The sequence below is a fragment of the Kitasatospora sp. NPDC023385 genome (genome assembly GCF_055664045.1).
The window spans coordinates 148,274-169,340 of record NZ_JBVOOL010000002.1 but is presented as its reverse complement, the minus strand read 5'-3'; the positions used below and the strand labels follow the sequence as shown (position 1 = coordinate 169,340).

Here is a 21,067-nt window from a genome sequence, read left to right as displayed (position 1 = left end):
GCAACGGGCGGCCCGGATCTGACGGGCAGTGCCATGATCAGGCTAAGTTCATACGTCATCAAATGCGACATTTGAGCCGAGGTGTGTCGACATTTACTGACGTATCGTCCAAAGCCGACCTGACGCGCAGGCACATGAACGGACGGTCGGGAGAGTCGGCGCAGGTCAGCGCCGTCGAGCACCGGGCCCGCGACCGAACACCCGACGGGTGATCAGCCCGATCCCGGTGAGCACCAGCAGGACCCCGGCGAGTCCACCGCGCCAGCCGGCCTCCTCGGCCCGCACGGCCTCCGCCCGCGGCACGGGCAGCGGCCGGGCCGTACCCTCGACCGACTCGACGGCCTCGGCCGTTTCGGGCGTCCCCGCCGCTTCCGCGGCTCCGGTCGGCGAAGACCCGCCGGTGACGGCGACGACAGCCGCCCGGGCCGGGGTGACGACCGGCGTCGGCGTCGGCGTCGGAGAAGCCGTCGCAGCGGTCGAGGGCGTCGGAACGGTGGGCGGGGAGGGAACGGAGGGGACGGACGACACCGACGGAACCGGACTCGCCTTCGCGGAGCCCGACGGACCCACCGCCGGACTGGGCGTCGGCGTCGGCGTCGCCGGCAGAGCAGCCACCGGCGGAACCGTCACCCGCGGAACGACGATCGGCAGCACCCCGGAGGGAACCGGCGCCTCAGACACGACCCCGGCGGCCGGACTCTGCGAGGCCGAAGCCGAGGCCGAAGCCGTCGCCCCCGCGCTCGGCACAGCCGAGGCTGCCACCGGCACCGTCGGGCTGGACACCGCCGGGCTGGGAGCCGCCGGGCTCGGCACCGCTGCCGCAGCGGCGACCCGTACCGGCACCGGTTCGGCCGAGGTCCCGTTCCCTGCCAGGTCCGTGGCCGTGACGACCAGCGACTGCTCGCCGTCCGTCAGGTCCCGGTTGGCGGTGCAGGTCCAGCTCCCGTCGAGCGCCGTCGTCGCGCCGCACAGCACCGTCCGCTGGTCCGAGTCGGAGCCGGATCCCGCGCCCGCCCGTACCGTGACCAGCACGTTCGTGCCCGGCTCCGCCCGTCCGGCGAGCTTCGGCCGGTTGACCCGCAGGGTCTCCCCCGACGCCGGTGCGGTGAGCACCGGCCGGTCCGGCGGGATGGTGTCGACCACCAGGGGCACCGTCTGCCCGGCCGTGCGGTTCCCCGCCCCGTCGACCGCGACCGGGGTGAGCAGGTGGTTTCCGTCCGCCAGGTTCTCGACCGGGAGGCAGGACCACTGGCCGTCCGCCCGCACCGCCGTGCTGCACAGCTCGCCCGCGGCGGCCCGGTCGGCGACCGAGACGGTGGTGCCCGCGTCGCCGGTGCCAGTGAGCCGCAGCCCGGGGTCGTTGGTGTACGCGGGCAGGGTGAGCGCGGGCGCGGCCGGGGGCGCGGTCTTCACGGTGACCTTGACCGCCTCGCCGCGCAGCACGACGCCTCCGCTGGTGGTCTCCACGGGGGTGAGGCTGTGCGGGCCGGCCGCGAGGGTCGCGGTGGGGCGGCAGGACCAGGCGCCGCCGCGCGCGACCTTGGCCTTGCAGAGCGCGGTGTCGCCCTCCCGGATCTCCACGGTGGCGCCGGCCACCGCACCCTCGCCGCTGATCTCGGGGCGGGCGTCGGCGAGGACGGCGCCGTCGACCGGCTCGGCGATCTCCGGCCGGGCGGCGCCGACGGCCAGCTTGATCCGCTGGTCGGAGACCTGCCCGGAGTCGGCGAAGCCGCCGGATGAGACGAGTTGGCTGGTGTCGCGGCCGATCCGCAGCCGGGCCCAGGTCTCGCCCGAGGCGGCGCCCGACGGGACGGTCCACTCCAGGGTCGCGGTGTCGGCACCGGGCTGGACCTCGGTCTGCACCCGCCCTGCGGCGTCGAAGTGGCCGGTGTGCCCGAAGTCGATCCAGCCGGCCAGGGTGGCGGGCTGGTCGCCGACCGCGACCGGGACGGTGAGCCGGTAGTAGCGGCCGATCGCGGCGTCGGTGGGGTAGCTGATCGACGGGTCGGCGCCCTGGTACTCGCCGCGGCCGGGCTGGAGCCTGGGCGGCGGCGGCCCGGCGAAGGGGCTGCGCAGTGAGGCGCCGTGGTCGAGCCGGACCAGCGGTCCGTCGTTCGCGGCCGCGGCGGAGCCGTTCGGGGTGCGCCGCGAGGGGCCGGCGGCGTCGGCGCCGAGGAAGAGGTCGGAGACCACGTGGGAGGCGTTGCCGTAGTCCTGTGGCGCGGTGCCGAGTGCCTCGTCGACGCTGACGGTGTAGGCCTGGCGCAGGACGGGCGGGGCGGTGGTGCTGCCGGCCCGGGCGGTGGAGCGCTGCTCGACCCGGAGCACGGCGGTGCGGAACGTCCCGGCGAGTTCGAGGGAGCCCTCGGCGGCGGAGCCTGGCGCGCCGTCGGAGGAGCCGTCCGGGCCCGCGGGGGCCAGGGTGTTGCCGTCGAGCGTCCAGCCGGGCCAGTCCGTGCGGTTGACCAGGGTGGGGGCGGTGGGCGAGCCGCCGGCGACGGTCAGCCGGGCCGCGGTGCTGGTGGTGCCGGATTTCCCGGTGGCGACCGCGGCCAGGCCGCTGAGGTGCACCCTGGGATTGCGGACCGACCGGGAGAAAGTGAGCCGGAGTGTCCCCGCCGTTCGCCAGGAACCGTCCGCCTGCGGACGGTCGGGAGTGAGGACGAAGGCCTGCGCCGGGTTTCCGGGGCGCATTCCGTCCGCATAGGGGGCTGCGGACCGCCCCCCTCCCGATCGGTCGGCCAATTCGCCCGATTCGGCGGTGACCGCCGTTCCGGGAGAGGCCTCGAAATCGAACCGGACGGAAAGCCCGGAGGGCAGCACCGCCCGGTGCTCCGCCGACCAGGCGTCCGGGGACTGCTGGGCCACCGAGAGCGGGGCGTTCCAACCGGTCAGCAGCCCGGCCGTGAGGACGGCCAGGGCGGCAGCGGTACGGGGAAACTGTCGGCTCATCCGGCTCTCCTTCGTGGTCGGCTGCCGGGGTGGCGGGCAGTCTGGGCACAAGATCCGACAAAAAGGAATCACGATCCTGGGCCGGTCATACTCCGACACCTGCGCTTTCGACCGCGCCCCACCCGTTTGGCAGTCATCCGGGCGGCAGGACGGGATGTACCCGAAACAGCTGCATTTCATCCATTAGGCGGCAATAGGCCCCACCCGAATGAACGCGGGAATGGGAATTGCGGGGCTATTCGGGGGATCCCAGCGTCCGATACCTGACCATTCATCGGGGCTCTCTGTTCGAATGTCCCCGACCACCACGGCCGGCCCGCCACGCTCCGGAGGTGGTCACGGAGCCGGGAACGCGAGAAGCCCCCGGCCGGTGGCCGGGGGCTTCTCGTTGGTGCGCTCAGCAGGATTCGAACCTGCAACCTCTTGATCCGTAGTCAAGTGCTCTATCCGTTGAGCTATGAGCGCAAGGATCAGGCGGACCCGATCTTGCGGTGGTTGGTGCGCTCAGCAGGATTCGAACCTGCAACCTCTTGATCCGTAGTCAAGTGCTCTATCCGTTGAGCTATGAGCGCTCGCCCCGGTGAACGTTGCCAGCGGGGCGGTGCGGGGACAACATTACATGACCTGCGACGTGGGGCGAAATCGATTGCCCCGGGGCCCTCGCGGGGCTGTAGCGGGGCTCTCCCGGGGCGGGCTCCGGGATGCTCCGGCCAGCCGCCGCCGGACTCCGGGAACGCCCGGGAACGCGAAGAGCCCCCGTCGACGATGTCGTCGACGGGGGCTCCCGACTGGCGGAGGCTGAGGGATTTGAACCCTCGATGGGCTTTAAGACCCAAACCGCATTAGCAGTGCGGCGCCATAGACCGGACTAGGCGAAGCCTCCCCACAGGGACCATGCCCGCGCGAGCGGACCCGTTCCGTGTGTCAGTGATGATGCCACAACCGTGGGGCTCGGCACCAACCACCGCCAACGTTACTAGGCGGGTCGTCCCTGCCGCAAAGAAGAATGAGATACTGCCGTCTCCGGAGGAGCTGCCCCGAGCCGAGGAGACCTGTCGACGTGAGCAGCAGGCCGATCCGAGGCGCTGCTCGCCTCGCCGCCATACTCGACGCCCTGCCCGACGCACTGCTGCTGGTGAACAGCAACGGGACCGTCGTGGACGCCAACAGCGCTGCGGTCCAGGCACTGCAGGCGCCGGGCACCTCACTGGTCGGCATGGGCGTACTGGGCCTGCTCCCCGAGTTCGACCCCAGCCGGATCCCCGGCTCGATGCGCCCGGCCACCCGCGACGGCGACGCCCTGGAACGTCCGGTCCGGATGACCGCCCACCGCACCGACGGCACCACCTTCCCGGTCGAGGTCTCCGGCAACGACTTCGCCGACGACGGCGGCGACGGCCGCGGCTACGCGCTCTCCCCGCTCGTCCCGTACGACACGTACCGCGAGGGCTCCCGCTCGCCGTCCTCCTCCGACCTGCTCCTGCTGCTGGTCCGCGACCTCTCCGGCCGGCTCGGCGTCGAGGCCGAGCTGCGCCGCCAGCACAAGCAGACCGAGATGATCCTGCGGGCCGCCGCCGAGGGCGTGCTCGGGGTCGACCTCGAAGGTCGCTGCGTGCTGGTCAACCCGGCTGCCGCGCACATCCTGGAGTACCGGGCGAGCGAGCTGGGCGGGCGCGAGCTGCACCCGCTGATCCAGCACTCCCGGGCCGACGGCACCCCTCTGGCGCTGGAGGAGTCCGCGCTGCTGGACACCCTGACCTCCGGGCGCAAGCACCGGGTGCGCGGCACCGTGCTGTGGCGCAAGGACGGTCGGCCGGTCACCGTCGACCTCACCACCGCCCCGGTCCGGGACGGCGACCAGCTGGTCGGCGCGGTGATGACCTTCACCGACCGCAGCCGCGAACTCGCCCTGGTCGCCCGCAACGAGCACCTCACCGCCGTGCTGGAGAGCGAACTGGGCGGCGCCCTGAACGCGCTGAACCAGCGGCTGGACGCGCTCGCCGCCGACCCCGCCGGGCAGTTGTGGCCGGAGGCCAACTGGACGCTGCGCCGGCTCGCCGCCGAGTGCCGCCGCTTCGGGAAGCTGATCGACGGCGTCCTGGACCACCAGCGCTCCGAGGCCGGCGAGGGCGGCGGGGCCGAGGCCAGGGACGGCAAGGAGAGCCCGGGTGGCACGGACGCAAAGAACGGCACGGACGGCAAGGACGGCAAGGGCCGCCGGCCGGCCGCCGCGCCCCGGGTGCCGGTCGCGTTGGACGAGGTCGTCCGCCGGGCCGTCGAGGAGGCCGGCGAGCTGATCGGCCCGGGCCGGGTGCGGTTCTCGGTGCACGCCGCCGCCGTCGAGGTGATCGCCGACGAGCGGCGGCTCGCCCAGGCGCTGGCCCACCTGGTCGCCGACGTCAGCGGCCTCGGCCTGGCGCTGGACGCCCCCACCGCCCCCTCCCCCGGTCTGGCCGTTCCCGGACTGGCCGTGCCCGGGCTGACCGGCGGCGCGGCGCCGGCGCTGGCGCCCGCCCCCGAGCCGCCGACCGTCGTCCTGGCCGCCGCCCAGCGCGGCGAGGTCGCCCGGGTCGAGATCCGCGGCCCCGGCGTCGGCGGCAGCCCCGTCCACCTGCCGATAGCCCGCGCGGTGGTCGAGCGCCACGGTGGCGTGCTCCAGCCGCACGAGCTGCCCGGCAAGGCCGGCACCACGTACGTCGTCGAGCTGCCGCTGGACCCGGCCGCCGCGAAGGCCGCCGCCGAGCGCGCGTCCGTCGAGGGCCGCTCCGACCGGCCCAAGGAGGGTGACAGCGCCGTCCTGCCCGAGCTGCCGGGCATCCCGCAGCTGCCCGGCAGCGGCCGGCCCGCCGAGGCCGCCCCGGCCGCCCCGACTGCCCCGACTGCCCCGACTGCCGAGCTGCCGGGTCACGAGGCCCCGGAGACGGGCCCGGCACCCGCCGAGGAGCCGCCCGCCGCCGCCGAGCGGCGCGGCCGCCGAGGCCGGCCGGCCACCGAGACCCCGGCGCCCACCGCGCCCGACGCCCCGACCGACCAGTGGCCGAACGCCCCCGCCCGGGTCGATCGGGCCGTCCCCGAGCAGTGGAACGGCACCGGCCACGACCCCGCGTACGGCCGTCAGGGCCTGGCCGGCCCGGACGGCGTGCAGAGCGACCCGTGGGGCAAGGACGACGGCCGTTCCGGGCCCGCCTACGCCGTGCCCGTCGAGGGTGAGCGGCCGCAGCAGAACCGGACCGGAGGGCGCGAACCGCTCGCGCTCGGCCCGGCCCCCTCCGCCCCGACCGCTCCGACCGCTCCGACCGCTCCGACCGCCGATGGCACTCCGCCGGGCGGCACCCCGGCCGCCGGGGCCGCGCCGGAGGAGGCCCCGGGCGAGTCCAAGCCGCGTCGGCGCCGTGCCCTGCCCTCCGCCGAGGACTCCTCCGGCGGCTTCGCGCTGCCCGGGATGCCCGACGCCCCGGTGTACCCCGGCCTGGAGCACGCCCTGCCGGCCGACCCCGCGCCCGCGCCACCCGCACCGCCCGCCGAGCCGGCCGCCACGCCGACCGGGCGCCGCCGCCGGCTCGCCGTCCCGCCGGGGCCCGGCCCGGACGCGCCCGCGGGCACGACCGGCACCGCGCCGGCGCCCGCCCGGCCCGCGCTGCCCGCCGCCGAGGAGCCGTCGGGCCCGCGCCCGGTCGGCACCGGCCTGGGCGAGCTCGCCCCGCCTCGCCCGCTCGGCACCGCGCCGGTGCCCGCCGTCGCGCCGCAGCCGCCCGTCCCGGCCGAGGCCCGGACCGCGCCGCGCCCGAGAGCCGAGCTCGCGGCCGCCGAGGAGCGGCCCGCCGCCGGACAGCCCTTCCCCGAGCAGCCGCCGACCCCCGGTGGCGAGCTGGCCAACACCCGTCGTCTGCTGGTCTGGCCGGAGCCCGACCCGGCCACCAAGCAGGCCCTCCAGTCCCGCGGCTACCACCCGGTGATCGTCAGCTCCCGCGAGGAGGTCGACGCCCAGGTCCCCGGCTTCCCCGCCGCCCTCTTCGTCGACCCGCTGACCGGCCCGATCACCCGCACCGCACTGCAGTCGCTGCGCACCGCGGCGCTCAACCGGCGCATCCCGGTGCTGGTCACCGCCGGCCTCGGCCAGGCCACCCGGGACGCCGCGTACGGCGCCGACCCGGCCGTCCTGCTGCGCGCCCTCGCGCCGCGCGACGGCGAGCACCACGCCCCGCGCGTGCTGCTGGTCGAGAGCGACCCGGACATCGCCGCCGCCATGATCAGCAGCCTGGAGCGGCGCGGCATGCACGTCGAGCACGCCGTGGACGAGAACGACGCCGTGGCCCGGGCCAGCAGCGTGCAGCCCAACCTGGTGGTGATGGACCTGCTGCAGATCCGCCGCCGCCGGGTCGGCCTGCTGGACTGGCTGCGCGCCAACGACCGGCTGCACCGCACCCCGCTGGTGGTCTACACCTCGGCGGATCTCGACCCGCGCGAACTGCCCCGGCTGCGCACCGGCGAGACGGTGCTGTTCCTGGCCGAGCGCTCGACCGGCGAGGACGTCCAGGGCCGGATCGTGGACCTGCTCGGACGGATCGGCACGATGGGCGAGGCGGGCGTCGCCGCCGCCGGCTGATCGCCTGCTTCGCGCCCGGCGCGGGCGCGGCGCCGGAAGAGCGAGCGGGCCGGCCGCCCCCGTTCCGTACGGGGGCGGCCGGCCCGGTGCCATCCTCGGCGGCTACTCCTTGCCGAGCACGGTGACGTCCAGCTCGTCCGCCGCGTAACTGGCCCGGATCACCTTCTTGTCGAACTTGCCGACCGAGGTCTTCGGCACCGACTCCACGATCGACCAGCGCTCCGGCAGCTGCCAGGAGGCGATCCGCCCGGCCAGGAAGGCCCGCAGCTCCCGCAGCCCGACGGTCGCGCCCGGGCGCAGGACCACGGTGGCCAGCGGGCGCTCGCCCCACTTCTCGTCCGGCACGGCGACCACTGCGGCCTCGGCCACCTCGGGGTGCGCCATCAGCTCGTTCTCCAGCTCGACCGAGGAGATCCACTCGCCGCCGGACTTGATGACGTCCTTGGCCCGGTCGGTGAGGGTGAGGTAGCCGTCGGCGGTGATCGTGCCGACGTCGCCGGTGCGCAGCCAGCCGTCCTCGGAGAACTTGTCGTCCGGGCGGACCGGGTCCTGCCCGGCGCCGCCGTAGTACGCCCCCGCGACCCACGGGCCGCGCACCTCCAACTCGCCCGCCGCGACGCCGTCGTGCGGCATCCGCTCGCCGCCCGGGCCGATCAGCCGGGCCTCGACGGAGGCCGGGAAGATGCCCTGGGTGACCCGGTACGGCCACTCCTCCTCGGGGGTGAGGCCGCCCGGGGGCTGGGCGAATGAGCCGAGCGGGGAGGTCTCGGTCATGCCCCAGGCGTGGAGGACCCGGATGCCGTGGCGCTCCTGGAAGCCCTCCATCAGCGACGGCGGGCAGGCGCTGCCGCCGATGACCACCATGCGCAGGCTGGAGGTGTCGTAGTCGCCCGCGTCGAGCTCGTCCAGCAGGCCGCTCCAGATGGTGGGGACGGCCGCGCTCACGGTCGGGCGGACGGCGGCGATCATCTCGGCCATCGGCTTGGGCTGGAGGAAACGGTCCGGCATCAGCAGGTTGGCTCCGGACATGAAGGCGGCGTGCGGGATGCCCCAGGCGTTCACGTGGAACATCGGGACCACCGGCAGCGCGGTGTCGCGCGGCGTGAAGGCGAAGTTGTCGCCGGTGTTGACCTGCAGGCAGTGCAGGTAGACCGAGCGGTGGCTGTAGAGCACGCCCTTCGGCTCGCCGGTGGTGCCGGAGGTGTAACAGAGCGCGGCGGCCTGGCGCTCGTCGATGTCGCTCCGCCACGGGTACGCGGTGGGCCGGCCCGCGATCAGCTCCTCGTACTCGTGCACGCCGCCCGCGAAGCCCGCCAGCAGCGAGCGGTCGCCCGGGCCGCTCACCACGATGTGCCTGAGCGTCGGCGCGAGGTCGGGCAGGACGGCGGCGAGCAGCGGGAGGACGGTGCCGTTGACGATGACCACGCGGTCGGCGGCGTGGTTGACGATGAACGACAGCTGCCGCGAGGGCAGCCGCAGGTTGAGCGTGTGCAGCACGGCCCCCATCGCGGGGACGGCGAGGTACGCCTCCAGGTGTTCGGCGTTGTTCCACATCAGGGTGGCGACCCGGTCGTCCGCCGTCACGCCCAGCTCGTCGCGCAGCGCGCACGCGAGCTGCGCGGCGCGGGCGCCCACCTCGGCGTAGGTGCGCACGACCGGGCCGGTGCCGTCCCAGGTGGTGACGGTCGAGCGGCCGTGGACCGTGGATCCGTGCTCCAGGATTCGGGCGACGGTGAGCGGGACGTCCTGCATCGTGCTGAACACGGGTCCTCCTTGACCTGGCGGCACTGTCGGCTGCGCCTGCGGCACCTACTGGGCGGTAATGCGCGGACCTGCCCGATTTTGCCGCCCCGGGCGGCCACTGTCAGCATCCCGGCCCCGTTGCACGGATCACGGAGTCGGCCGCCCGCCCAGGCCGGGCGGCCGGTCAGCTCCGCTCGTGGCGGCAGAGGCGGAGGGAGTTGACGGGGTCGGGGGTGTAGGTGGGGTCGAGGGACCAGCCCTGTTCGGCGGCGATGCGCAGCGCCCGGTGGGCGCCGGCGCCCCGGTACGTCGCGCGGTGGAGCCGGATGCGGCGCAGGTAGGTGCCGTCGGGGGCGGTGACCCGGCGGTAGCTTTCGGCGGTGCGGGCGAGTTCGCGGGTGCCGTCGCGCTTGAGGATGCGGCGGATGTGGCGGTCCCAGGCGGCGGGGCTGCCGGTGAACTCGGCCCGGAAGGCGCGCGGGCCGACCGTCCAGCGGGCGCCCCAGCGCTCCCAGTAGTCCGGCTCGGGGCGGTTCACCCAGAACGTGAGCAGGCCGAACACCGGGACATAGACGATCTGAAGCAGGAACACGAACGGCAGCAGCAGCGCGAAGCGGTTCGGCTGCGGGCCCCACGGGGTGCCGGGAGCGGCGGGCGGGTCCTGCGGGGAGGGGGCGTTCAGGCCGGTCGGCGCGGGGAAGTGGCGGGCGAGCCGGACGTGCTCGGCGTCGGTGCCGGTGCCGGTGCTGGTGCTGGTGCTGGCGCCGGTGCTGGTGCCGGTGCTCGTGCCGGTGCCGGACCCGCTGCGGGTGGCGGTGCCGGGCGGCACCCCGTGCCAGCCCTGCCGCTCGGCGAGCCGGACCACGCCGTCCGCGCCGAGGCCCCGGTAGAGGCGCAGGGCAAGCCGGACCGACACCTCCCGGCCGAGGTCGGCCTGCACCTCGCCGCCGCCGGCCGCGTGGTTCGCCTCGGCGGCGGCGATGCGGCGCCGGAGGATCGGGGTGACGTAACGCTCCCAGTCCTCCGGCCGTCCGGTCAGCTCGGCGCGGAGGCGGCGCGGCGGCAGGAAGCTGCGGTTGACCCTCAGCCAGCCGTCGGAGGTGGGGCCGTTGCCGCTGTACTCCGCGAAGATCAGGACGACGAAGAGGACCACCAGGCCGACGATCCAGAGCGGGGCGTAGATCCACTGCAGGACGAACTGGATCAGCACGCCGACACGGCTGCGGCGCGGCGCGGGACCGGGGAAGCCCCCGGGCTGCGACTGCGGCTGCGCTCCGAACTGTGGTGTTGGGTAAGGGAGTTGAGCCGAGGCGGGCGGCTGAGCGGCGTACGGCTGCTGCGGGGCGTGCGGCTGCGGCGGCACCGGCTGGGCGTACGGGTTCTGCCCGGGCGGTACCGGCTGGGCGTACGGGTTCTGCGGCGGCACCGAGCCGTAGCCGTCCGCGGCGCCCTGGCCGTACCCGCCGGCTCCGCCGTGCTCCTGACCGTTCGGCATGCCGCCCCCCGTCTGCTGTGACCGGGGGCCACCCTACCGGCGGGCCTCTACGGGCGGACCCCATCCGACGGGCCCCGTCCGACGGGCCGCATCCGACGGGCCTCAGCCGGCGGTGGGGCCGTCCACCTGGTTGCGGTCGACGGTGAGGGCGGCGCCGCCGTAGCTCTCCTCGACGTTGCCGTGGTACTGGTGGACGCGCTGGTGGAGGCCCCAGAGGTCCGGGGTGAGGGCCCCGGAGCCGGCGGTGTCCGCGTGGTCGTCCCAGCGGGCGTACCAGAGCGCGTCGGGCATCGGGGAGCTGCCGGCCCGGGCGGCGGCGGCCAGGTCGGCGATGCCGGAGTCGAGGCTGGAGTAGTAGCCGGAGCGGTACCCGGCGGAGTGCAGGGCCTGGGTCCAGCCGAGGGTGAAGTCGACCACGGCCTGGCCGCAGGCCGGGTCGCGCATCGGGTAGGCCTCGATGTCCAGGTAGACCGGGCTGCCGGCGCCGAACCCGAGCGAGCGCAGCCCGCGGACGGCCTCGTCGGCCTCGTCCCGGCCCTGCTGCACGGCGTTCGCCGGGTCGATCCGCCGGGGCTTGCGGCTCGGGTCGGCGCACGGCGCCTGCAGTCCGACGTGCACCGGAAGGAACCGCCAGCCCAGCGCGCGGGCCTGGCCCACCCAGTCGGTGGTGAGGCGGGCCTGGGCACAGCCGCGCTGGGAGCCGCTGGTGTAGATGCCGACCGCCCCGTACGGAGAGGCGCCGCGCCAGGCCCGCAGGGTGTCGAGCGGGGGTGCGGTGCAGGCGTCGAAGGCGGCGCCGCTCCAGGATTCGCGGAACCGGGGCGGGACGGCACGGTCAGGGAGGGTGACGGTCCGGATGCGGGGGACGGCGGCGGCCGGGGCGGCGGCTCCGGCGCTCACGCCCGTCCCGTCGGTGGCCAGCAGGAGCACGAGGGAGGCGACGAGGAGGGCCGCGGGGCGGAGGTAGCGCACCCGGCCTTGTTACTGACGGTGCGTCGGGCGCATCCGGCAGCCACGCCGCGGGCCCCGCCGGGGTCCACCCTTTCGGGCGCACCCGTCCACTTCCGTCCCGATATTTGTAACGAGCTTGCCGGTTTGTCACTCCTTACGGCAAACTCGCCGCTATGCCCACGTCCCACGCCAGCGAAACCTCCGTCGCCTCGTCATCGGCCGCCGCCGTCGTCGAGGCCCTTGCCGCGCCGCCCGCTCCTCAGGGCGCGCCGGCCGGCGAGCGGAGCAGCTGGGAGAGGATCCCGGCGCCGCTCCTCTGCCTGACCGCGATGTTCCTGGTGCAGACCGGCATCGCCCTGTCCAAGCCGCTCTTCGGCCCGCTCGGGGTCAGCGGCACGACCTTCCTGCGGCTCGGCTTCGCCGCCGTCATCCTGCTCGCCGCCACCCGCCCGAAGCTGCGCGACAAGCGCCCGCGCGACCTCGCCGCGGCCGCGCTGCTCGGCGTGGCCTCGGCCGGGATGACCTTCCTGTTCGCCGGGGCGATCGACCGGCTGCCGATGGGCACCGCCGCGACCATCGAGTTCCTCGGCCCGCTCGCCGTCGCCCTGGTCTTCGCCCGGCGCGCCAGCCACCTGCTCTGGGCGCTGCTCGCGGCCGCCGGCGTGGCGCTGCTGACACTGCTCGGCGAAGGCGACGGCGGGGGCTCGCTCGACCCGGTCGGCCTGCTGTACGCCTTCGGGGCGGCCGCCTGCTACGCGCTGTACATCCTGTTCACCGACAAGGTCGGCGCGACCTTCCAGGGATTCCAGGGCCTGGCGGTGTCGATGACGGTCGGCGCGCTGACGCTGGCCCCGTTCGGGCTCGGCCAGGCCTGGCACGGGCTGACCGCCCCCGACGCCTCGCCGCTGTGGCTGCTCGCCGCCGTCGCCGGGGTGTCACTGCTGCTGCCGGTGATCCCGTACGCGCTGGAGATGACCGCGCTGCGCCGGATGCCGCAGCGGGTGTTCAGCGTGCTGGTCAGCCTGGAGCCGGCGGTCAGCGCGCTGGTCGGCCTGGTGGTGCTGGGCCAGCTGCTGGGCGGGCCGCAGCTGGCCGGGATCGGCTGCGTGGTGGCGGCCAGCGTGGGCGCCACGCTGGCCGGGCGGCGGTAGCTCCCAAGCCCCGCTTCCCGCGCGCCTCACGGCCAGAGCAGGGCCGTACGGCCAGAACAGGGCCTCACGGCCAGAACAGGGCCGTACGGCCAGAACAGGGCCGTACGGCCAGAACAGGGCTTCACGGCCAGAGCAGGGCCCTACGGCCAGAGCAGGGTGCGCGACCATTCCGCGGAGCTGACCGGGCCGGTACGGGTGTAGCGCAGCCGGACGTGTCGGCGCTGGGCGTCGCCCTGCCAGAACTCCACCTCGTGCGCCCACAGGGTGTAGACCGCGTGCCCGGGCGCCACGGCGTCCGGGTGCGTCTCCAGTCGGCGACGGGCGACCGCCACCGCCTCGTCGTACTCGGTGAGCGAGGCCAGCGGCTCGCTCTGCCGGCCGACCAGCGCGCCGACCCGGGCGGCGGGCGTGCGGGTGGCGAACTCGGCGGCGGCGACGACGTCGGCGGCCCGCTCGACGGTGCCGCGCACCCGCACCTGCCGGCCCAGCTGCGGCCAGTAGACGGTCAGCGCGGCGGCCGGGTGGTCGGCCAGCTGGCGGCCCTTGGGGCTGTCGGCGGCGGCGGAGAAGTTCCAGCCGGTGCCGGTCGCGTCGACGTCGCGCAGCACCAGCACCCGGGCGTCCGGCATGCCGTCCGCGTCGACGGTGGAGAGGGTGAACGCCTGCGGGTCCAGGACCCCGGCGGCCAGCGCGGTGGCGAGCCAGTCCACGAACAGCGGGCCGGGCTCGGCGGGGGCGCCCGCGTGGTCGAAGGCCGGCAGCGGGCGGGCCATCGGCGGCCGGCCGAGCAGCAGCTCGGGGACGGACCTCGGTTCGGGCTTCGGCTCGGACCTCGGCTCGGGATTCGACTCGGGCTTCGGCTCGGACGGGCGCTCGCCGGCCGGTTCGGCCGCCGGATTCCGGCGGGCGTCCGGCTGCGGCTCCGGTGCGGGACCGGCCTCGCCCGGGCCCGTCAGGCCCTCCTCCTCAGCCGCCATCACGCACCCTTCCTTCCGGTTGCCGCGGTCGTCACCCCGGCCGGGCCGCCCTTCCGGGCCCGGGCACGCGGTGCGCTGTCGGAGCGCAACCGTACCGCCGTGGGCCGACGGGCCCGGGCGCGGGCCCTCGGTGGGCGGATCACGGCCGGTCGGCGGGACGGGCTGCGGACACGCTCGTGGGCGGTGCCGATGGCGGCACCGCCCACGAGGCCGGTTTCGCGGTGACCCTTTCCGCTGGCCGGTCGATGCGCGGATCCCTCTGGTTGTTCCGGTGTCCGGTGCTGTTCCTGTCGTGCCTGGGGTTCCTGTCGCGCCTGCCGCTCAGCTCACCTGTGGTCACCCGTCTCCGGCGCCCCCGCCTTCGATGGTGTCCGGTGCGCTCACGCGGCCCCCCGGGGCAGGTCAGCCGTAGACCGGGGCGAAGATGACGTTGATGTTCTTGTTGCCCTGGCCGGCCAGAACGGCGCCCGCGTTGTCCTTCACCGCGAGGGTGTTGTCCTGGTTGGAGGCGCCCGAGCCGGTGGCCGTCTGCTGGGTGGACACGTAGTTGCCGTCGACCCCGCCGAACACGTTGCCGGTGCCCGTGTTGGACACCACGCCGGCGTTGGAGCCGGCCGCGGCGCCCGCGCCGTTGTCGGCGGCCGCGGCACCGGCGCCCGCCAGCAACAGACCCGCCGCGAGCGGGCCGACAAGCAGGAATCCGGACACCCGGCGGGTGTGGATGCGAGCCATGAAATCCTCCAAGAAGCTGTTAATCGTGTCAATGGTCGAGCATGGTGGGCAAGGTTCGCCGGCCAGACGAACACCTGCGGGCTGCGACGCCGGGAGACAGACTTCCGCAACAAATCGACAAAGCACTAGTCAGCCCCGCAATTTTCGCCCGTTAGCGTGATATCCACCCAGGCCGCGCATAACGGCAGGGAAATCGGACAGGGAGCCGAACCACCACCGATGAGCTGTGGTTCTTCGCGGCCGACGCCGACCTGGCGGCCACCAGAAAGGGTGATTCGGCGTCCCGCGGGCCACGGGTCGCACCGCGCCGGCGCAGACGAACCACGAACGCGTCCACCGAACGGTTCGATCACCCTTCGTTGTCGACTTTCCAGCCATGTGCAGACCATCGGAAAGTCACACCGATTCGCCAGAGGTCGCCGAGAAGGGAGACGCCGGAGGTTTCTGCCGAAAATCAGACCATCTTGCCCGGATTCAGGATCCCCAGCGGATCGAAGACCGCCTTCAACTGCCGCTGCAGATCCAGCGCCACCGGGCCCAGCTCGCGGGCCAGCCAGTCCCGCTTGAGCAGCCCCACCCCGTGCTCCCCGGTGATCGTGCCGCCCAGCTCCAGCCCGAGCGCCATGATCTCGTCGAAGGAGCGCTGCGCCCGGACGACCTGCTCCCGGTCCGCGGCGTCGAAGATCACGATCGGATGGGTGTTGCCGTCCCCGGCATGGCTGACCACCCCGATGGTCAGCCCGTGCCGCTCGGCGATCACCGCGACACCGTTCAGCATCTCGGCCAGCCGGGAACGCGGCACCGCCACGTCGTCGATCATCGTGGTGCCGAGCCGGTCCAGCGCGGGCAGAGCCAGCCGCCGGGCGGCCAGCAACAGGTCTGACTCCGCCTGGTCCTCGGCCGGCACCACCTCGGTCGCCCCGGCCTCCCGGCAGAGCTGCGCGACCCTCGCCAGCTCCGCCGCCCGGTCCGGCCCGTCGAAGGCCACCAGCAGCAGCGCCTGGGTCGACTCCGGCAACCCCATCTGCCCCAGCTCGTTGACGGCCCGTACGGAGACCGCGTCCATCAGCTCCATCAACGACGGGGTCAGGCCGCGCGCCATCACCTCGCAGACCGCCGCGCCGGCCGCGTCCGCGCTCGGGAACTCCGCCGCCAGCGCCAGCTGCGGAGCGGGCGCGGGCCGCAGCGCGAGAACCGCCCGAACCACCACCCCGAGCGTGCCCTCCGAGCCGACGAACAGCCGGGTCAGGTCGTACCCCGCCACGCCCTTGGCCGTCCGGCGGCCGGTGGACAGCAGCCGGCCGTCCGCCAGCACCACGTCCAGGCCGAGCACGTACTCGCTGGTGACGCCGTACTTCACGCAGCAGAGCCCACCCGCGCCGGTGCCGATGTTGCCGCCGATCGTGCAGGACTCCCAGCTGGACGGGTCCGGCGGGTACGAGAGGCCCAACTCATCGGCGGCCCGCGACAGTTCGGCGTTCACCACGCCGGGTTCGACGACCGCGATCCGGTTCACCGGGTCGATCTCCAGGATCCGGTTCAGCTTCACCAGCGACAGCACGACGCAGCCGTCCACCGCGTTCGCCGCACCCGACAGCCCGGTCCGGGCGCCCTGCGGCACCACGGGCACGCGCAGCTCCGTCGCGGTGCGCATCACGTGCTGCACCTGCTCCACCGTCTCCGGGAACACCACCGCGGCGGGCACACCGGCCGCGCAGAACCCCGCCATGTCGCGGCTGTACGCGACGGTCACGTCGGGATCCACCACCACGGCTCCGGCGGGAAGGCCCTGCACCAGTCGGTCCGTCAGATCACCCATCGCCGCCTCCGCTCACCGCCCGACCGCCGCCACCTCCGCACTCTGCCCGGACGGCGGGAGCCGGGCAAGTGGGCCCGGGCCGCCGCCTGGGCGCTACTCGCCGTCCGGCCTGGGCGCCACTTGGTCCAGGTCAGGCGCGGCGGAGGGCGGGGGTGGCCAGGGCGGTGAGGCCGGCGGTGGCGGTGGCGAGGGCGCAGAGGAGGGTGGGCAGCGCAGGGCCGACCTGGTCGGCGAGCAAGCCCAGCAGGGCGTTCGACAGCACCAGGGCCAGGCTCTGCACGAGCGTCAGCAGCGCCTGAACGCGCGAGAGATGCGACGGCGCGGCGCCCGTCAGCACCAGCGGACCGAGATGGCAGGCGAACAACCCCGAGCCGACCCCCGCAGCCGTACTGCCCGCCACCGCCGCCACCGCCGCCACCGGCCCGGCCGCCAGCGCCAGCAGCGCGATGCCCGCCGACGCCGTACAGAGCCCGGCCGCCGCCCCCACGCCGGCCCCGGGCAGCCCGCCCCGCCAGGCGACCAGACCGGCCACCGCGAGCACCCCGGCCGCCTGCCCGCCGGTCACCAGTCCGGCCGTGCCCGCCGTCCAGCCGTGCGCCCGGGCGAGCAGCGGACCGAGGAGCGACACCACCGGCAACAACGCCCCGGCGGCCGCGCCCGTGAGCAGCAGCGCGGCCCGCAGCACCGGGTCGCCCACGGCGAGCCGGACGCCGGCCGCGGCCTCGCGCAGCAGGCCGCCCGGCGCGGCGCCCGGCACGGCGGCCGGCGCTTCCTCCCGGGGCCGGACCCGCAGCAGGACCAGCAGGACGATCCCGAAGCTCACCGCGTCCGCCGCCGCCGCACCGGACAGCCCGCCGACGGCGACCAGCAAGCCGCCCAGCGGCGCCCCGAGCAGGACGGCGCTCTGCCCGCCGGCCTGGCGCAGTGCGAGCGCCCGGGGCAGCCGGTCGGCGGCCACCAGCCGGCGCGGCATCGAACCGCTCGCCGGGAGGTGGAAGGCGTCGACCGTCCCGATCACGGCGGCCGACGCCACCAGCAGCCACAGCGGTATCCCCGGGCCGCCCACTCCACCCACTCCACCCGCCGCGAACGCCAGGGCGACGGTCGCGGCGAGCATCACCGCGTCTGCGGCGAGCATCACCCGGCGGGCACCGAACCGGTCCGCGACCGCGCCGCCCAGCAGGACCAGCCCGGTGCGCGGCACGGTGACCGCCGTCAGGACGAGGCCCGCCGCCCCGCCGCCGTGCGCGGAGGCGGCCCAGCCGAGGGCGAAGTACAGCGCGGCGTCGCCGAGCAGTCCGGCCTGGGCGCCGGCCAGCCAGAGCAGGTACGGCCTGGGGAGCGCGGCCGGTGCCGGCGCGGAGGGGGCGGTGGTCATGCCCGGCGACGCTAGGACCCTCGACCGGGTCGAGGGCAAGCGCGGGCCGGGACTACCGGCGGACCACCGGTTCCTGGAGTTCGGTGACCCACCGGGCCTGGTCCTCCGGGCACTCCAGGTACAGCTCCCGGGCGTAGCCGGCCGAACGGTAGCCGTTCTCCTCGATGAAGCGGGCCAGTGCCTGGACGGTGCCCAGCACCCCGTCCATCGACCCCCGGTGCACGATGGCCGCCGCGCGTTCGATCGGCGGCAGGTCGAGCACCTCGAAGTCGTGCGCACCCGGCCGCACCGACGACCCGACCGGCACGGCGACCAGGACCAGCACCGAACCGTCGCCCTCCGCCGCGTCCTCGTAACGGGCGACGGACGGGCCGGTCGCCGCCACCCCGGCATCGGCCAGCCGCCGGCACAGCTCGGCGAACAGCGGGCCGATCACCGGGGTGATGTCCTCTGGGTCGTAACTCCTTGCCACGCCCGCCAGTTGGGCCACCCGGACGGACGGCACCGCCTTCACCACGACATCGTGCTCGGACATGGTCCCCTCGCTTTCGATCGTCCGGAGCCTCGCCTCCACCCGGGCCAACCGCTGCTCGTCCGCCGCGATCGCCTCGGCGAGCTGGGCCCGCCGCAGCCGCAGCATGCCGCGCAGTTCGGCCGCGTCCACCTCCTCGTCGAGGACGGCCCGCACCTGCTGCAGCGTGAAGCCGAGCTCCTTGAGCGCGATCACCCGGTTGAGCCGGGCTAGTTGGGCGGCCTCGTACGAGCGGTACCCGCTGACCGGGTCCACCCGGGCGGGCCGCAACAGGTCGATCGCGTCGTAGTGGCGCAGCATCCGCACCGACACCCGGCCGTGGCTGGCGAAGTCTCCGATGTTCAACATGGTGCTACCACTCCACGGCCTCCCACGGTGTCAGGGTCAACCCCGATCACCGAACCTCCCAACCGCCCCCGCGAACGCAGAAGGCGGGTGCCGAGCGAACTCGGCACCCGCCTTGCGCAGGTGGTTCTCCTACCAGCGGAGAGCGTGGGATTCGAACCCACGGTGAGGGGTCACCTCACGACAGTTTTCAAGACTGTTCCCTTAGGCCGCTCGGGCAGCTCTCCAGGCGGAGGTCAGCCTAACGGGTCCGGCAGGGTTCGGTGCACACCGTTTCGCGGGGGTGCGGGTCAGTGGGCGGGGCCGCTACTGGTCGCCTTCGCGCTGGCCGAGGGTGACCTTGGTGGTGGACGTCTGGCCGTTGCGGGTGTACTCGACGTCGACGGTCTCGCCGGGCTTGTGCGTCCAGATCCGGCTGACCAGGGCGGGGCCGTTCTCGATCGGCACGCCGCCGAGCTTGGTGATGACGTCGCCCGGCTTGAGGCCGGCCTTGTCGGCCGCGCCGCCGGGGGTGACGGCGGGCTGGCCCTGGATGTCCTTGGTCTGGATCTGCGCGCCGTCGCCCTTGTAGTCGTCGTTGCGGAGCACGTCGAGCTTGGCGTAGACCGGCTTGCCGGTCTTGATCAGGGTGTCCGCGACCCACTTGGCCTGGTTGATCGGGATGGCGAAGCCCAGGCCGATGCTGCCGGCCCGGCCGTTGGCGGAGGCGTTCGACTGGATCGCCGAGTTGATGCCGACCACCGCGCCGCCGGAGTCGAGCAGCGGGCCGCCGGAGTTGCCGGGGTTGATCGAGGCGTCGGTCTGCAGGGCGTTCATGTACGAGGCCTGCGAGCCGGTCTCGTCGCCGGAGGCCACCGGGCGGTCCTTGGCGCTGATGATGCCGCTGGTGACGGTGGACTCCAGGCCGTACGGCGCACCGATCGCGACGGTGGCGTCGCCGACGTTGACCTTGTCGGAGTCGGCCAGCGGCAGCGGGGCCAGCTTGCCCTTCGGCGGGTTTTCGATCTTGACCACGGCAACGTCGTAGCCCTCGGCGTGGCCCAGCACCGAGGCGTTGTAGGACGTACCGTCGGCGAACTTGACGGTCAGTTTGCCGCCGTTGAGGGTCGGCGCGACCACGTGGTTGTTGGTGAGGATGTGGCCCTCGGTGTCGAAGACGAAGCCGGTGCCGGTGCCCGACTCCCCGTTGCCCTGCGCCTTGATGGTGACGACGCTGGGCAGCGCCTTCTGCGCGATGCCGGCGATCGAACCGGGGGCGGGCTCGTTCTTCTGGGTGTCGCTGGCCTGGACGGTGGTGCTGCGATGGTCGTCCGCGGAGCTGCTGGTGCCGTTGCGGTCGGCGACGGTCACCCCGAGCGCGCCGCCGGCCACGCCGGCGACCAGCGCGACGGCCGCGATCAGGGCCACCAGACCGCCGCGCTTCTTGCCCGGGCCGCCGCCGTGGGGGCCGCCGGGGTACTCGGACGGGTAGCCGAGCGGGCCCGTCGGGCCGCCGGGGTAGCCCGCGCCGCCTGAGGAGGAGTCGTGGGTCGGACCCCAGCCGCCGAGCGGCTGGCCGGCACCGAACGGGTGGTGGCCGGGCGCGGCGGGCGCTCCGGGGACGGGGGCGGCCGGGGTGCCGGGGGCGGCCGGGGCCGCGCCGTACGCGTCGTGCGCGCCGGCGGCCGGGACGCCGTGGGTCGGGGTGGCGTACGGGTTGCCGGCCGGCGGCAGCGCCGGGGCCGCGGGCGCGGCGGCCGGCGCGGCTCCCGCCGCGGTGGCGGGAGCCTCCGGGGCCGGGGGCAGGACCGGCGGCGGCGCGTCGACGTAGCCGGTGGCCGGGTCGACGGCGGGCTCGTCGGCGACGGACGCCGCGGGCGTCACGGGTGCGACGGGTGCGACGGGTGCCGCGGGTGCGACGGGTGCCGCGGGTGCGACGGCCGGGGCCTCCGGGGCGGGGACCTTCGTGAAGGCGACGGTGGGCTTGTGCCCGCCGCCCGCCGGGGCGGCCTCGACGGGTGCGGCCTCCGCCGCGTCGGCCCCCGCGTCAGCGGCCTCCGGCTCGGAGACCCGGCGGAAGGCCATGGTCGGCTGGTGCCCGCCCTGAGCGGGGCCTTCGGAAGCGGACTCGGCCGCCCCCTGGCCGGCGGGCTGCTCCCCCTGCGGCCCGGTGGGCCCAACCTCGCGCTCGGTGCTCACGGACGACCTCCATAGCTGGCAGAACCAAGGACCATAGTTTTTCGCATTGTCGATTCGATTGCCGTAAGGACCCCTCTGAAGAACTCATAAGAATCCTTAGCCGGCGCCGACGGCCGCGGCTCCCCGCCCCCCGCCGGACGTTCCGCGATGCGGACCGCTCAGGCCGTGGCCTTGGGTGTTCGCCCCTGTGCCGGTTAGCCTGTCGTTC

Annotated in this window: 12 protein-coding genes and 4 tRNA genes; 2 read left to right on the top strand and 14 right to left on the bottom strand. The window is 74.8% G+C overall.

What is annotated here, in order from left to right; all coding sequences use genetic code 11:
• Window positions 1–165: 165 nt before the first annotated feature.
• The 4 genes from AC0B61_RS03645 to AC0B61_RS03630 form a co-directional block, all read right to left on the bottom strand.
• Window positions 166–2,952, bottom strand: a complete 2,787-nt coding sequence (locus tag AC0B61_RS03645) for an Ig-like domain-containing protein (protein ID WP_471738974.1) — start codon at window positions 2,950–2,952, stop codon at window positions 166–168.
• Window positions 2,953–3,341: 389 nt separating this feature from the next.
• Window positions 3,342–3,417 (bottom strand) — tRNA-Arg (locus AC0B61_RS03640).
• A 31-nt stretch (window positions 3,418–3,448) separates the two neighbouring features.
• Window positions 3,449–3,524: transfer RNA gene (locus AC0B61_RS03635), tRNA-Arg, on the bottom strand.
• A gap of 217 nt (window positions 3,525–3,741) precedes the next feature.
• Window positions 3,742–3,835, bottom strand: a tRNA-Ser gene (locus tag AC0B61_RS03630).
• Between the two features lie 177 nt (window positions 3,836–4,012).
• Between AC0B61_RS03630 and AC0B61_RS03625 the strand changes: the two genes are divergently transcribed.
• Window positions 4,013–7,558, top strand: coding sequence for a hybrid sensor histidine kinase/response regulator (locus AC0B61_RS03625; RefSeq protein WP_471738973.1), 3,546 nt, complete (start codon window positions 4,013–4,015; stop codon window positions 7,556–7,558).
• Between the two features lie 102 nt (window positions 7,559–7,660).
• On the opposite strand, the gene AC0B61_RS03620 is transcribed toward AC0B61_RS03625, so the two are convergent.
• The 3 genes from AC0B61_RS03620 to AC0B61_RS03610 form a co-directional block, all read right to left on the bottom strand.
• Window positions 7,661–9,322 carry a long-chain fatty acid--CoA ligase gene (locus tag AC0B61_RS03620; protein ID WP_471738972.1) on the bottom strand — a complete coding sequence of 554 codons (1,662 nt, stop codon included), beginning with the start codon at window positions 9,320–9,322 and terminating at the stop codon, window positions 7,661–7,663.
• A gap of 163 nt (window positions 9,323–9,485) precedes the next feature.
• Complete coding sequence (locus AC0B61_RS03615) at window positions 9,486–10,796, bottom strand: hypothetical protein (RefSeq protein WP_471738971.1); 1,311 nt, start codon at window positions 10,794–10,796, stop codon at window positions 9,486–9,488.
• 102 nt (window positions 10,797–10,898) lie between these two features.
• Window positions 10,899–11,768: a DUF1906 domain-containing protein gene (locus tag AC0B61_RS03610; protein ID WP_471738970.1), complete on the bottom strand. Its 870-nt coding sequence runs from the start codon at window positions 11,766–11,768 to the stop codon at window positions 10,899–10,901.
• A gap of 152 nt (window positions 11,769–11,920) precedes the next feature.
• On the opposite strand from AC0B61_RS03610, the gene AC0B61_RS03605 reads away from it, so the two are divergent.
• Window positions 11,921–12,898 (top strand): EamA family transporter, encoded by a 978-nt coding sequence (locus AC0B61_RS03605; RefSeq protein ID WP_471738969.1) that lies wholly within the window; start codon window positions 11,921–11,923, stop codon window positions 12,896–12,898.
• Window positions 12,899–13,038: 140 nt separating this feature from the next.
• Here AC0B61_RS03605 and AC0B61_RS03600 read toward each other — a convergent pair whose 3' ends face one another.
• The 7 genes from AC0B61_RS03600 to AC0B61_RS03570 form a co-directional block, all read right to left on the bottom strand.
• Window positions 13,039–13,875, bottom strand: a complete 837-nt coding sequence (locus AC0B61_RS03600; protein ID WP_471738968.1) for a pyridoxal 5'-phosphate synthase — start codon at window positions 13,873–13,875, stop codon at window positions 13,039–13,041.
• A gap of 402 nt (window positions 13,876–14,277) precedes the next feature.
• Window positions 14,278–14,607 (bottom strand): hypothetical protein, encoded by a 330-nt coding sequence (locus tag AC0B61_RS03595; RefSeq protein ID WP_471738967.1) that lies wholly within the window; start codon window positions 14,605–14,607, stop codon window positions 14,278–14,280.
• A gap of 454 nt (window positions 14,608–15,061) precedes the next feature.
• Window positions 15,062–16,426, bottom strand: a complete 1,365-nt coding sequence (locus AC0B61_RS03590; protein WP_471738966.1) for an FAD-binding oxidoreductase — start codon at window positions 16,424–16,426, stop codon at window positions 15,062–15,064.
• Window positions 16,427–16,556: 130 nt separating this feature from the next.
• The gene (locus AC0B61_RS03585; RefSeq protein WP_471738965.1) at window positions 16,557–17,804 is read right to left on the bottom strand and encodes an MFS transporter; all 1,248 of its coding nucleotides are present in this window, start codon (window positions 17,802–17,804) and stop codon (window positions 16,557–16,559) included.
• 52 nt (window positions 17,805–17,856) lie between these two features.
• Window positions 17,857–18,684 carry a MerR family transcriptional regulator gene (locus AC0B61_RS03580; RefSeq protein WP_471738964.1) on the bottom strand — a complete coding sequence of 276 codons (828 nt, stop codon included), beginning with the start codon at window positions 18,682–18,684 and terminating at the stop codon, window positions 17,857–17,859.
• Between the two features lie 136 nt (window positions 18,685–18,820).
• Window positions 18,821–18,908: transfer RNA gene (locus AC0B61_RS03575), tRNA-Ser, on the bottom strand.
• 79 nt (window positions 18,909–18,987) lie between these two features.
• Window positions 18,988–20,859 (bottom strand): S1C family serine protease, encoded by a 1,872-nt coding sequence (locus AC0B61_RS03570; protein WP_471738963.1) that lies wholly within the window; start codon window positions 20,857–20,859, stop codon window positions 18,988–18,990.
• Window positions 20,860–21,067: the final 208 nt, after the last annotated feature.